This window comes from Mesorhizobium huakuii, assembly GCF_030160235.1.
Lineage (GTDB): Bacteria > Pseudomonadota > Alphaproteobacteria > Rhizobiales > Rhizobiaceae > Mesorhizobium > Mesorhizobium huakuii.
Genome location: NZ_BSNY01000062.1, coordinates 16,612 through 29,255, shown reverse-complemented (window position 1 = coordinate 29,255; position 12,644 = coordinate 16,612). Strand labels below are relative to the sequence as shown.

The window sequence follows — 12,644 nt, the reverse complement described above, 5'->3', positions numbered from 1 at the left end:
CGCCCTGCGACATCGGAAACGCCGCCTGCCCTTGCCTTATCAGTGGATTGCTGTATAGACGCCGCCAATCTGCCGGTCCCAGCTGGGGGCTGAACGGAGGGCCGGAGGTTTTATCAAAGCCTTCGTGTGAAGCCAGAAGTGCTTCCGCCTCCCGTGTCTCCGCTCTCGACCGTCTCGTCATGCTCCTTTCTTCCCCGCCCCTTTAACCGGGACCAGCGGGCCAGAGAAGTTGCAGAGGCTTTTGCCGCCGGGAACCGGGAGAGAAACGAAGAAAGGCACGAAGACATAATGGCTCTTTACGAACATGTGTTTCTTGCCCGGCAGGACCTCTCGCAGCAGCAGGTCGATGCGCTTGTCGAACAGTACAAGGGTGTCATCTCCGCGAATGGCGGGTCCGTCGGCCGGGTCGAGAACTGGGGACTGAAGTCCCTCACCTACCGGGTCAACAAGAACCGGAAGGCCTACTACACGCTCATGGACCTCAACTGCCCGCCGGCAGCGCTCAACGAAATGGAGCGCCAGATGGGTCTGTCCGAGGACGTCCTGCGCTTCCTGACCATCAAGGTCGAGGCGCATGAGGAAGGTCCGTCGGCCATGATGCAGAAGCGCGAAGAGCGCTCCGAGCGCGGCAGCTTCGGCGACCGCGACCGTGGCGATCGTGGTCCGCGTTCGTTCGGCGACCGTGATCGCGGCGACCGTGGCGATCGTCCGCCGCGTTCGTTTGGCGACGCCGGTGGCGATCGTGGTCCGCGCCGTCCGCGCGAAGGCTTTGAAGGGGGTGCAGAATAATGGTCGACATCAACCAGATCCCGACCCGGCGCCCGTTCCACCGTCGCCGCAAGACCTGCCCGTTCTCCGGCGCCAACGCGCCCAAGATCGACTACAAGGACGTGCGTCTGCTGCAGCGCTACATTTCCGAGCGCGGCAAGATCGTGCCGTCGCGCATCACCGCCGTCAGCCAGAAGAAGCAGCGTGAACTCGCCAAGGCGATCAAGCGCGCCCGCTTCCTCGGCCTGCTGCCCTACGTGGTCCGCTAATTCTCCCGAACGGGCGGTTCGCCGCCCGTTCCTCTCACCGGCCATGACGGGCATGACCGGTTCAGCCATCAAATCCCGAGTTGAGGTCAAGGCCTCTAACTGCCGCGACAGGCAGGACAGCGACACCGGCGCTCAAGGCGCTCAAGCTTCCTGACCTGTTCCAGAGAATTCGGCGCCCGCCTTCATGGACGGTGCCCAACCAAAAGGAACAAAACCATGGAAGTCATTCTTCTCGAACGCGTTTCCCGCCTCGGCCAAATGGGCGATACCGTCAAGGTCAAGGACGGCTTCGCCCGTAATTTCCTGCTGCCGCAGGGCAAGGCGCTGCGCGCCAACGAAGCCAACAAGAAGAAGTTCGAAGGCCAGCGCGCCCAGCTCGAAGCCCGCAACCTCGAGCGCAAGTCGGAAGCCAGCCAGGTAGCCGAAAAGCTCGACGGCACGAGCTTCATCGCCGTTCGCTCCGCCGGTGAAACCGGCCAGCTCTACGGCTCGGTGTCGACCCGCGACATCGCCGAACTGCTGACGGCGGAAGGTTTTTCGGTCAACCGCAACCAGATCCTGCTCAACCAGCCGATCAAGACCATCGGTCTCACCAATGTGGCGATCGCGCTGCATCCGGAAGTCGAAGTCACCGTCACGCTCAACATCGCCCGCACGGCCGACGAAGCCGAGCGCCAGGCCAAGGGCGAGACGCTCACCACCGCCGAGGCCATCTATGGCGACGACATCAACGACAATGCGCGTCCGGAAAACTTCTTCGATCCGAATGCCGAATTCGACGGCGGCGAAGACAACGCCTGATCGCGTTAGACAAGCGAGGGAGCAGCGCTCCGATCACTTTGTCGTAATCCCACCCTTGTGGACCAATGCCCGGGCCTCTCGCCCGGGCATTTTTATGCCAAAAGGAACTTTTCGAACCCCTATATATTGTTGCAGAATTAAGGCAGCCAGTCTGACCGTGAGGGGACATTTGGTTATGAACATTCTGCTGAAGCGCGTTCTCGACCGCCTGGTGCGCACGGGCAATCTCAAGGTAACCGGGCCAAAAGGCTCGACATTCATCTTCGGCGACGGCAGCGGCGAGCCGGTGCACATGCACATCAAGACCCGGCATGCCGAACGTGCCATCACCTTCGATCCGATGCTGGCGGTGCCTGAATCCTACATGGACGGCGAACTCGATATTCTCGAAGGCGGCGTGCTCGGACTGATGCGCATCGCCTTCCAGAACATGGGCAGCGGCGGCATCGACGCGACCTGGTCGAAAGCCATCGAGGGCTTGCGCCACGCCTTCCGCCGCCTGCAGCAGATCAACACCGCCTCGCGTTCGCGCCGCAACGTGCAGCGCCACTACGATCTGTCGGGCGATCTCTACCGGCTCTTCCTCGACGAGGACATGCAGTATTCCTGCGCCTATTTCGAACAGCCTGACATGACGCTGGACGAGGCGCAGGCCGCCAAGAAGCGCCATATCGCCGCCAAGCTCAGGCTGAAGGCCGGCCAGACGGTGCTCGACATCGGTTCCGGCTGGGGCGGGCTCGGACTCTATCTGGCCAAGGCGTTCGACGTCGACGTGCAGGGCGTGACGCTGTCGACGGAACAGCATGGCGTGGCCACCGACCGGGCGCATGCGCAAGGCCTGGAAAACCACGTCCATTTCGAGCTCAAGGATTATCGCGAACTCAACGAACGCTTCGACCGCATCGTTTCGGTCGGCATGTTCGAACATGTCGGCGTCAACCATTTCCGTACATTCTTCGACAAGGCGGCGACGTTGCTGAAGCCCGATGGCGTCATGCTGCTGCACACGATCGGCCGCTCCGGCGTGCCGTGGGCGACCAGCGCGTTCATCCGCAAGTACATTTTCCCGGGCGGCTACATTCCGGCCATGTCGGAGGTGCTGCCGGCGATCGAGAAGTCCGGCCTGGTGGTCACCGACGTCGAGATCCTGCGGCTCCACTATGCCGACACGCTGAAGCACTGGGGCCAGCGCTTCGCCGCCAACCGCGACAAGGCCAAGGCCATCTACGACGAACGCTTCTGCCGCATGTGGGAATTCTATCTGGCCGCTTCGGAAGCCGCCTTCCGCTGGCAGGACCTGGTCATCTTCCAGTTCCAGATCGCCAAGAAGAACGACACGCTGCCGATGACCCGCGACTATATGGCCAAATGCGAAAAGGCCTTGGAAATGCGCGACTTGGGCCGCCGCGAAGCGGCTCCCGTCGACAAGCCCGTCAAGCCCGCCCGGCGCCGCAAGGTGGCGGAGTAGGCACGCCCTTCGCCATTGGCGCTTGCCATTCCCGGCCCCTGCCCCGAAAAAGGCCTCGTGATCGTCGCGAGGCCTTTTTCATGACCTATCTCCTCTACATCGCCGCGGCGCTCGCCGAGATCGGCGGCTGTTTTTCGGTATGGGCCTGGTGGCGGCTGGAAAGATCGCCGTTGTGGTTGGCGCCGGGCTTCGCTTCGCTGCTTTTGTTCGCCTGGCTGCTGGCGCTGGTCGACACCAATGCCGCGGGCCGCGCCTATGCCGCTTATGGCGGCATCTACATCGTCGCCTCGCTGGCCTGGCTGTGGCTGGTGGAAGGCGTGCGGCCCGACCGCTGGGATCTTGCTGGTGCCGCGCTCTGCATAGCCGGCGCCTCGGTCATCCTGCTCGCACCGCGGGGAGCTTAGCGTGGAACTGCCCGCCCCTCTTCGCCAAGCCGTCGATCGCATCCTGGAAAAAATCCCGCTGCCGGAGCTGAAGCAAGCGGCGAAAACGCTGTCGGACCGCTACCGCGCCGAACTGCGCGACGGCCGCCTGCACATGGCTCAGGACATGGCGGTCAAGGCCTATCTGGCGACGCGGCTGCCGGCAACCTATGCCGCGGTCCGCGCCAGCCTCGACACGCTGAACGCGGCCCGGCCGGATTTCGCGCCGCAAACCCTGCTCGATGTCGGCGCCGGTCCTGGTACGGTGCTTTGGGCCACCAACGATCTCTGGCCCGATCTCGAACAGGCTGTGCTGCTGGAAGCAAGTGCCGCGGTGCGCAAGGTCGGCGAGACGCTTGCAGCCGATGCCATCACAACCCGAACTGTCTGGAGGGCCGGCGACGTCACAACAGACCTAGCCGACCTTCGGCCGGCGGACCTCGTCACCTGCGCCTATGTGCTGGACGAGATCGTGCCGGCATCGCTGCCCAAGATGGTCGACCGGCTGTGGCAGCTGACGACAGACACGCTTCTGATCGTCGAGCCGGGCACGCCGGCGGGCTGGCAGCGCATTCTGGCGGTGCGCGCGCAGCTGATCGCTGCCGGGGCTCATCTGCTGGCGCCTTGTCCGCACGAGGCGCCCTGCCCGCTCACCGCGCCCGACTGGTGTCACTTTTCCCGGCGCGTCGCCCGCTCGCGCCTGCACCGGCTGGCCAAGGACGCCGATGTGCCGTGGGAAGACGAGAAATTCATCTTTGTCGCCGCCTCGCGCCAGCCGGCCGCCTCGCACGCCGCTCGGGTCATCGCACCGCCGAAATCCGGCTCGGGCAAGGTTCTGCTCAAGCTTTGCCGGGAAGACGGCACGGCGACGGAGCAACTGTTCACCAAGCGTGACGGCGCGGAGTTCAAGCTGGCCCGGCGGCTGGACTGGGGCGACAGGCTGGCGTCCGAATAGAGCGGCAAGGACGCTCAGACAGCGCCGCCCAAGAAAAATTTCGCAGCCATGTCGAATCCAGGCTGGGCCGTTCGACCATTGGCGTTCTCGGCCCCTCCGAGACGCCAACAGGAGAAAGACAATGAATTATATCGCAGGATTTGTCGCCGCCGTGCCCGCCGCCAGCAAGGAAGCCTATCGCAGGCATGTCGCCGAGGCGGCATCGGTGCTGAAGGAATTCGGCCCGACCCGGATGGTTGAAGCCTGGGGTGACGACGTGCCCGGCGGCAAGACCACAGACTTCAAGCGCGCCGTGAAGGCGACGCCCGACGAGGTCGTCGTCTTTTCGTGGCACGAATATCCCGACAAGGCAGCGGCGGACGCGGCCTACCGCACGATGATCAGCGATCCGCGTGTGGCGAAGATCGTCGCGACCATGCCCTTCGACGGCCAGCGCATGATGATAGGCGGCTTCGCATCGATCATTGACGAGGGCGCTTCCGGCAAGCCCGGGTATATTGATGGCTCGCTGGTGCCGGTTCCCCTCGCCAACAAGGCCGCCTACCTTGCCGTGGCGTCAAAGCACGCCGCCGTGATCCGGGAACTCGGCGCCACCCGCATCGTCGAAGCCTGGGGCGACGACATCTCCGATGGCGTGGTGACCGACTACAGGACAGCGGTGAAAGCGGAGGACGGGGAAGCCGTCGTCTATTCCTGGGTTGAATGGCCGTCGAAACAGGTTCGTGACGAAGGCTGGAAGAAGGTGATTGCCGACCCGCGCATGTATGCCTCCATCACACCCTACGACAATGGTCGAAGGGTCCATGGCGGCTTCGCGCCGATCCTCGACGCCTGACTTCGCAAATCAAGACTTAGGGAACCATCCATGCGCTACGCCTGTCTCATCTACTACCATCCTCAGACACTGTTCGGCGGAAGTCCGCAGGCCAATGCGGCGCTTGCAGAATGCGCCGGATATGACGAGGTGCTCAAGGCAAGTGGCCATTTCGTCACCGCCGAAGCCCTGGTGCTGCCGGAAGAAGCGATGACCCTACAGGTCCGCGACGGCAAGATGTCGGCGGTCGACGGCCCGTTCATGGAGACCAAGGAAGTCCTGGGCGGGATCATCGTCATCGAGGCCCGCGACCTCAACGAGGCCGTCCGGGTGGCAAGCGGACATCCATTGGCCACGATCGGCCACATCGAAGTCCGTCCGGTCGTCGACTTCAGCCGGCCCCGGCCGGTGCTGTGAGCGCCGCCGGCACGCCTGCCTGCCTGGAGACGGTGTATCGCACCGAGGGGCGGCGCGTGCTGGCGACCTTGATCCGCCTGCTCGGCGGGTTCGACGCGGCGGAGGAGGCCTTGCATGAGGCCTTCGCCGCCGCCGCCGAGCGCTGGCCGCGCGACGGCCTGCCGGCCAATCCCTATTCGTGGCTGGTTTCGGCCGGCCGCTTCAGGACCATCGATCGCTGGCGCCGGGAAGCGCGGCTGGCCGGCGCTTTGCCGGAACTATTGGCTTTGAGCGAACAGACAGCGGAACCGATCGCGCCTGAAGACATAGCGGACGACGAGTTGCGGCTCATCTTCGTCTGCTGCCATCCGGCGCTGGCGCCGGACGCACGCATTGCCTTGACGCTGCGCGAGGTGGCCGGCTTGACCACCGAAGAGATCGCCCGCGCCTATCTGACGCCGGCGCCGACCATCGCCCAGCGCATCGTCCGGGCCAAGGCAAGGATCCGCGACGAGGCCATTCCCTACGAGGTGCCCGACCGCAGCGCATTGCCGGCACGCCTCGAGAGTGCGCTGCAGGTGATCTACCTGATCTTCAACGAGGGTTACGCGGCAACGCAGGGACCAAGCCTGATGCGGGCCGGTCTGTGCGCCGAGGCGATCCGCCTCGGCCGACTGGTGGTGGATTTGCTCGACCAGTCCGAAGCACATGGGCTGCTGGCGTTGATGTTGCTGCACGAGGCAAGGCGCGCGACGCGGGTCGATGCGAATGGCGACCTCGTCCTGCTTGAAGATCAGGACCGGTCGCTGTGGGACGGCGGGCTGATCAGCGAAGCCAACGGCTTCATTGGGCGGGCGCTCGCTTCGCGGCAGGCTGGACCCTACATCCTCCAGGCGGCCATAGCCTCAATCCACGCGGAAGCGGCGAGTACGGCGGACACCGACTGGAGCCAGATCGTTGCACTTTATGATGTGCTGGGGCGCGTCGCCCCTTCCCCGGTGGTGACGCTGAACCGTGCCGCCGCCCTTGGCATGCGCGACGGGCCGCGAGCCGGTCTGGTGGCGATCGAAGACGTGATGGCACAAGGCAGCCTCGACGGCTACCATCTGGCACATGCGGCGCGGGCCGATATGCAGCGGCGGCTTGGCCTGACCGAGGCAGCAAGGGCCTCCTATCTGCGGGCTCTCGAACTCGCCCGCCAGCCGGCCGAACGGCGATTTATCATCTTACGGCTCGGGCAGGTCTAGTGCGGCGATTCTGGTCGGACGAGCCTTGGAATTTTCTTGTTTTGTTCTTTCCGCGCCGGTATCGTTGACGCTCGATTCGTCAATCGAATTTCGTACCCTGCGAGCACACATTTTTTTCGACGCTGTGAATCGTGTGCACAAGCAGGATAAGTCAAAGTTTGTTTAGGCCTCATCAATCGCCTCTGCTAGCGACTGATCGGGTTTGAAATCGGGGATATCATGGCAGAGGCAGCGCGGAAATTCGGCGTGGCGGAGCAACCGCTCTATCGCGAGGCACCGAACAATATCGAGGCCGAGCAGGCGCTGCTCGGCGCGATCCTCGTCAACAACGATGCCTTCTACCGCGTCTCCGACTTCCTGAAGCCGAGCCATTTCTACGAACCCCTGCATCGCAGGATTTTCGAGATCGCCGCCGAGCTCATCCGCATGGGCAAGGTGGCGACGCCGATCACCTTGAAGACCTTCCTGCCGGCCGACGAGAAAGTCGGCGACATGACGGTGGCGCAGTATATCGTGCGGCTGGCGGTCGAAGCCGTCACCGTCGTCAACGCCACCGACTATGGCCGCGCCATCTATGATCTGGCGACACGTCGCGCGCTGATCACCGTCGGCGAGGACATGGTCAACATTGCCTATGACGCGCCGGTCGACATGTCGCCTTCCGAGCAGATCGAGGACGCCGAACGCCGCCTGTTCGAACTGGCCGAAACCGGCCGCTACGATGGCGGCTTCGAGAGCTTCACCGACGCGGTCAAGACGGCCGTGGACATGGCCAACGCGGCCTATATGCGCGACGGCCATCTGTCGGGTCTTGCCACCGGCATGCGCGATCTCGACCGCCGTATGGGCGGCCTGCAATCGTCCGATCTGATCGTGCTTGCCGGACGTCCGGGCATGGGCAAGACGTCGCTCGCCACCAACATCGCCTTCAACATCGCCGAGGCCTATGTGCCGGCGCAACAGGCGGACGGATCGTTCAAGGCGGCCAATGGCGGCGTGGTCGGCTTCTTCTCGCTCGAAATGTCGTCCGAGCAGCTGGCGACCCGCATCATTTCCGAGCAGACGGAAATCTCGTCGTCGAAGATCCGCCGCGGCGAAATCAGCGAAATGGACTTCGAAAAGCTGGTCGCCTGTTCGCAGACCATGCAGAAGATACCGCTTTTCATCGACCAGACCGGCGGTATTTCCATTGCGCAGCTGTCCGCCCGTGCGCGTCGCCTGAAGCGCCAGCGCGGCCTCGACCTGATCGTCATCGACTATATCCAGCTGATGCAGGGTTCATCCGCCAGGGCCTCGCAGAACCGCGTGCAGGAAATCACCGAGATCACCACGGGCCTGAAGGCGCTGGCCAAGGAACTGGCCGTGCCGATCATCGCGCTGTCGCAGCTGTCGCGTCAGGTCGAAAGCCGCGAAGACAAACGCCCGCAGCTCTCCGACTTGCGTGAATCCGGCTCGATCGAGCAGGACGCCGACGTCGTGATGTTCGTCTACCGCGAGGAGTATTACCTCAAGAACCGCGAGCCGAAGCTCGGCACCGAGGAATACGTCAAGTGGGAAAACGAGATGAACGAGATGCGCGGCAAGGCCGAGGTCATCGTCGCCAAGCAGCGCCACGGCCCGACGGGCTCGGTGACGCTCGCCTTCCACGGCGAATTCACCCGCTTCTCCGACCTGGCGGAAGAGCATCATATCGCGGAGAGGTTTGAGTGACCTTTTGAGACAGGCCTCGACCCTTCCAGCACCCTTGTGCGCGTATCTGACAGCAGGCCACGCCTGATGGCCAAATCGCGCGTCCAGTTCATCTGCCAGAATTGCGGGTCGGTGCATCAGCGCTGGGCCGGCAAATGCGATGCCTGCGGCGAGTGGAACACGCTGGTCGAGGAAGGAACCTCCGGCGGCATCGGCTCGGGGCCGGCCAATACGCGCAATGCCCGCAAGGGCCGCGCGGTGGTGCTGACCACGCTTTCCGGCGACATCGAGGACGCGCCGCGCATCATATCGGGCATCGGCGAGCTCGACCGCGCCACCGGCGGCGGGTTTGTACGTGGCTCGGCTCTTCTGGTCGGCGGTGATCCCGGTATCGGCAAGTCGACGCTGCTCACCCAGGCTGCCGCCGCGCTGGCGTCGCGAGGCCACCGCATCGTCTATGTCTCGGGCGAGGAAGCCGTCGCCCAGATCAGGCTGAGGGCGCAGCGGCTCGGCGTCGCCGACACGCCGGTGGAACTGGCGGCCGAGACCAATGTCGAGGACATCCTCGCCACGATCGCCGACGGCAAGCGGCCGGACCTGGTCATTCTCGATTCCATCCAGACGCTGTGGACCGACCTTGCCGATTCGGCGCCGGGCACCGTCACCCAGGTGCGCGCCTCCGCCCAGGCGATGATCCGCTATGCGAAATCCACGGGTGCAGCGATCGTGCTGGTCGGCCATGTCACCAAGGAAGGCCAGATCGCCGGCCCGCGCGTGGTCGAGCACATGGTCGACGGCGTGCTCTATTTCGAGGGCGAAGGCGGCCATCATTACCGCATCCTGCGCACGGTGAAGAACCGCTTCGGGCCGACCGACGAGATCGGCGTCTTCGAAATGTCGGACAAGGGTTTGCGCGAAGTCTCCAACCCCTCGGAACTGTTCCTCGGCGAGCGGCATGCGAAATCGCCGGGCGCCGCCGTTTTCGCCGGCATGGAAGGCACAAGGCCGGTTCTGGTCGAGATCCAGGCGCTGGTGGCGCAATCCTCGCTCGGCACGCCGCGCCGGGCAGTGGTCGGCTGGGACGGTGCGCGACTGTCGATGGTGCTGGCGGTGCTGGAGGCGCATTGTGGCGTTCGCTTCGGCCAGCACGACGTCTATCTCAACGTCGCCGGCGGCTACCGCATCAGCGAGCCGGCGGCCGATCTCGCGGTCGCCGCCGCACTGGTTTCCTCGCTCACCGGTCTTGCCCTTCCCGCCGATTGCGTCTATTTCGGCGAAATCAGCCTGTCGGGTGCCGTGAGGCCGGTTGCGCATGCGCAGCAACGCCTCAAGGAAGCCGAAAAGCTGGGTTTTGGTAGCGCGGTTCTGCCCTTGGGCAGCGAGGAACTTGCTGGGGGGATCGGGGCCGGCGCTTTCCAGCCTACCGAGCTTGCCGACCTCGTGGCACGAATAGCCGGCTCACGCCGAAGCCGCGTGGACGAAGAAGAGTGACACGGCTCGCCGAGCCGTGAACAAGAGATCGGAGTGGGGCGAAAGACATGCCGATTACGCTGCTTGACGGAATCCTGGTCGGCTTCACCCTGGTCTCGGCGATGCTCGCCATGGTTCGCGGCTTCTCGCGCGAGGTCCTGTCGGTTGTCTCGTGGGCGGCGGCGGCGGCGGCGGCTTTCTTCTTCTACAAGCCGGTCCTGCCCTATCTGAAGCCGTATATCGAGAATGAGAAGATCGCCATGGCGGCCTCCGCCGGCGTTGTCTTCATCATCGCGCTGATCGTCGTCTCGGTCATCACCATGAAGCTCGCCGACTGGATCATCGATTCGCGGATAGGCGCACTCGACCGCACGCTCGGCTTTCTCTATGGCGCCGCGCGCGGCATCCTGGTCGTCGCAGTGGCGCTGCTGTTCTTCAACTGGCTGGCCGGCGCCAAGGCCCCGGCCTGGGTGACCGACGCCAAATCACGGCCATTGCTGGAATCGATCGGCGCCAAGATCGAGAACCTGCTGCCCGCCGACACAGAAAACGCAATCCTCAAGAAGCTCAGCCCGAAAGCGGGTGGCGAGACTCCGGCCGCCCCGGATGCGCCAGCGGCGGATGTGCCGGCAACAGGTGACGATGCAAATGCGCCGGCCCCGGACGACAATGACGCTGGCCCTGCGGACAACACAGCCAAACCAGCCCCCGCAGCACCAGCAGCCCCGGCAGCCCCGGCAGCCCCGGCAAACTGACGCCCGGAACGGGCGCCTGAGCGGATGATGGTGTAAACGACTGCACGGCGCGCGTTGCTTTCGACGCGAACCCGCATTATATGGCGATTTTAGCGGAGCTTAAGATGGCAGACGCAGACGACGTGCTTTCCGCCGAGGCCGACGACCATTTCCACGACGAATGCGGTGTGTTCGGCATTTTCGGCCGGCAGGACGCAGCGGCAATCGTAACGCTAGGTCTGCATGCGCTGCAGCATCGCGGCCAGGAAGCGGCGGGCATCGTTTCCTATGACGGCAGCCAGTTCCATGTCGAACGCCACGTCGGCCTGATCGGCGACACTTTCACCAAGCAGCGCGTCATCGACAGCCTGCAAGGCAACCGCGCCATCGGCCATACGCGCTACGCCACGACAGGCGGCGCCGGCATGCGCAACATCCAGCCCTTCTTCGCCGAGCTCGCCGATGGTGGCTTCGCCGTCGCCCACAATGGCAATTTGACCAACGCCATGACGGTGCAGCGCGCGCTGCAGAAGCAGGGCGCGATCTTCTCCTCGACCTCCGACACCGAGACGCTCCTGCATCTGGTCGCGACCAGCAAGGAACGCGACCTCAACTCACGCTTCATCGACGCGGTGCGGCAGGTCGAAGGCGCCTTCTCGCTGGTGGCGATGACGGCCAAGAAGATGATCGGCTGCCGCGATCCGCTCGGCATCCGCCCGCTGGTGCTGGGCGACCTCGACGGCGCCTGGATCCTCGCCTCCGAGACCTGCGCTCTCGACATCATCGGCGCGCGTTTCGTGCGCGACCTGAAACCCGGCGAGATGGTCGTCGTCACCTCCAAGGGCATCGAAAGCCTGTTCCCGTTCGAGCCGCAGAAGACCCGCTTCTGCATCTTCGAATATGTCTATTTCGCCCGGCCGGATTCCTCGGTCGAAGGCCGCAACGTCTACGAGGTGCGCAAGCGCATCGGCGCCGAACTGGCGCAGGAAAACCCGGTCGAAGCCGACATCGTCGTGCCGGTGCCGGATTCTGGCACGCCCGCGGCGATAGGCTTCAGCCAGGCGGCCGGCATTCCCTTCGAACTCGGCATCATCCGCAACCACTATGTCGGCCGTACCTTCATCCAGCCCGGCGATTCGATCCGCCACATGGGCGTCAAGCTGAAGCACAACGCCAACCGCCGCATGATCGAGGGCAAGCGCGTGGTGCTGGTCGACGATTCGATCGTGCGCGGCACCACCAGCCAGAAGATCGTGCAGATGGTGCGCGATGCCGGCGCCAAGGAAGTGCATATGCGCATCGCCTCGCCGCCGACCAGCGCGTCGTGCTTCTACGGCGTCGACACGCCGGAGAAGTCGAAGCTCCTGGCGTCGCGCATGTCGGTGGAAGAGATGGCCGAATTCATCCGCGTCGATTCGCTCGGCTTCCTCTCCATCAATGGCCTCTACCGCGCCGTCGGCGAGGCCAGCCGCAACGATGAGCAACCGCAGTTCTGCGACGCCTGCTTCACCGGCCAGTATCCCACCCGCCTGCTCGACTTCGAAGGCCACGACAATGTGCGCACGCTGTCGCTGCTGGCGAACAGTGGGGCGTAGGCCAGACCTTACGGAA

General features: G+C 64.3%; 13 protein-coding genes. All 13 read left to right on the top strand.

Features of this window, described 5'->3' with window-relative positions:
- Positions 1 to 288 precede the first annotated feature (288 nt).
- The 13 genes from rpsF to purF all read left to right on the top strand — a co-directional run bounded on the left by rpsF (position 289) and on the right by purF (position 12,628).
- Entirely contained in the window at positions 289 to 789 is a 501-nt protein-coding gene (rpsF, locus tag QQK95_RS31255; RefSeq protein ID WP_010915168.1) for a 30S ribosomal protein S6, read from the top strand.
- Positions 789 to 1,037, top strand: a complete 249-nt coding sequence (gene rpsR / locus QQK95_RS31250; RefSeq protein ID WP_006203718.1) for a 30S ribosomal protein S18 — start codon at positions 789 to 791, stop codon at positions 1,035 to 1,037. Before rpsF ends, rpsR begins: the two co-directional genes overlap by 1 nt.
- Before the next feature lie 216 nt (positions 1,038 to 1,253).
- The gene (rplI, locus tag QQK95_RS31245) at positions 1,254 to 1,838 is read left to right on the top strand and encodes a 50S ribosomal protein L9 (protein ID WP_284278340.1); all 585 of its coding nucleotides are present in this window, start codon (positions 1,254 to 1,256) and stop codon (positions 1,836 to 1,838) included.
- 175 nt (positions 1,839 to 2,013) lie between these two features.
- Entirely contained in the window at positions 2,014 to 3,306 is a 1,293-nt protein-coding gene (locus QQK95_RS31240) for an SAM-dependent methyltransferase (RefSeq protein WP_284278339.1), read from the top strand.
- A gap of 80 nt (positions 3,307 to 3,386) precedes the next feature.
- Positions 3,387 to 3,710: a YnfA family protein gene (locus tag QQK95_RS31235; protein ID WP_284278338.1), complete on the top strand. Its 324-nt coding sequence runs from the start codon at positions 3,387 to 3,389 to the stop codon at positions 3,708 to 3,710.
- Between the two features lies 1 nt (position 3,711).
- A complete protein-coding gene (locus tag QQK95_RS31230) occupies positions 3,712 to 4,683 on the top strand; it encodes a small ribosomal subunit Rsm22 family protein (RefSeq protein ID WP_284278337.1) in 972 nt (323 codons plus the stop codon).
- A 121-nt stretch (positions 4,684 to 4,804) separates the two neighbouring features.
- Positions 4,805 to 5,518, top strand: a complete 714-nt coding sequence (locus QQK95_RS31225; RefSeq protein WP_284278335.1) for a DUF1428 domain-containing protein — start codon at positions 4,805 to 4,807, stop codon at positions 5,516 to 5,518.
- Positions 5,519 to 5,548: 30 nt separating this feature from the next.
- Positions 5,549 to 5,914 (top strand): YciI family protein, encoded by a 366-nt coding sequence (locus QQK95_RS31220; RefSeq protein WP_284278334.1) that lies wholly within the window; start codon positions 5,549 to 5,551, stop codon positions 5,912 to 5,914.
- Positions 5,911 to 7,140 carry an RNA polymerase sigma factor gene (locus QQK95_RS31215; RefSeq protein WP_284278333.1) on the top strand — a complete coding sequence of 410 codons (1,230 nt, stop codon included), beginning with the start codon at positions 5,911 to 5,913 and terminating at the stop codon, positions 7,138 to 7,140. Before QQK95_RS31220 ends, QQK95_RS31215 begins: the two co-directional genes overlap by 4 nt.
- 219 nt (positions 7,141 to 7,359) lie before the next feature.
- The gene (locus QQK95_RS31210; protein ID WP_284278332.1) at positions 7,360 to 8,850 is read left to right on the top strand and encodes a replicative DNA helicase; all 1,491 of its coding nucleotides are present in this window, start codon (positions 7,360 to 7,362) and stop codon (positions 8,848 to 8,850) included.
- Positions 8,851 to 8,916: 66 nt separating this feature from the next.
- Positions 8,917 to 10,320 carry a DNA repair protein RadA gene (radA, locus tag QQK95_RS31205; RefSeq protein ID WP_202355058.1) on the top strand — a complete coding sequence of 468 codons (1,404 nt, stop codon included), beginning with the start codon at positions 8,917 to 8,919 and terminating at the stop codon, positions 10,318 to 10,320.
- A gap of 47 nt (positions 10,321 to 10,367) precedes the next feature.
- On the top strand, positions 10,368 to 11,054 hold the full coding sequence (locus QQK95_RS31200) for a CvpA family protein (RefSeq protein WP_284278330.1): 687 nt from the start codon (positions 10,368 to 10,370) through the stop codon (positions 11,052 to 11,054).
- A 104-nt stretch (positions 11,055 to 11,158) separates the two neighbouring features.
- The gene (gene purF / locus QQK95_RS31195) at positions 11,159 to 12,628 is read left to right on the top strand and encodes an amidophosphoribosyltransferase (protein WP_284278329.1); all 1,470 of its coding nucleotides are present in this window, start codon (positions 11,159 to 11,161) and stop codon (positions 12,626 to 12,628) included.
- Positions 12,629 to 12,644: the final 16 nt, after the last annotated feature.

Excerpts from the sequence above, each read along its gene's own strand:
- QQK95_RS31225 (WP_284278335.1), top strand. The coding sequence starts at position 4,805 with ATGAATTATATCGCAGGATTTGTCGCCGCCGTGCCCGCCGCCAGCAAG.
- QQK95_RS31210 (WP_284278332.1), top strand. The coding sequence starts at position 7,360 with ATGGCAGAGGCAGCGCGGAAATTCGGCGTGGCGGAGCAACCGCTCTAT.
- rplI (WP_284278340.1), top strand. The coding sequence starts at position 1,254 with ATGGAAGTCATTCTTCTCGAACGCGTTTCCCGCCTCGGCCAAATGGGC.
- rpsF (WP_010915168.1), top strand. The coding sequence starts at position 289 with ATGGCTCTTTACGAACATGTGTTTCTTGCCCGGCAGGACCTCTCGCAG.
- QQK95_RS31220 (WP_284278334.1), top strand. The coding sequence starts at position 5,549 with ATGCGCTACGCCTGTCTCATCTACTACCATCCTCAGACACTGTTCGGC.
- QQK95_RS31240 (WP_284278339.1), top strand. The coding sequence starts at position 2,014 with ATGAACATTCTGCTGAAGCGCGTTCTCGACCGCCTGGTGCGCACGGGC.
- QQK95_RS31235 (WP_284278338.1), top strand. The coding sequence starts at position 3,387 with ATGACCTATCTCCTCTACATCGCCGCGGCGCTCGCCGAGATCGGCGGC.
- purF (WP_284278329.1), top strand. The coding sequence starts at position 11,159 with ATGGCAGACGCAGACGACGTGCTTTCCGCCGAGGCCGACGACCATTTC.
- QQK95_RS31200 (WP_284278330.1), top strand. The coding sequence starts at position 10,368 with ATGCCGATTACGCTGCTTGACGGAATCCTGGTCGGCTTCACCCTGGTC.
- rpsR (WP_006203718.1), top strand. The coding sequence starts at position 789 with ATGGTCGACATCAACCAGATCCCGACCCGGCGCCCGTTCCACCGTCGC.
- radA (WP_202355058.1), top strand. The coding sequence starts at position 8,917 with ATGGCCAAATCGCGCGTCCAGTTCATCTGCCAGAATTGCGGGTCGGTG.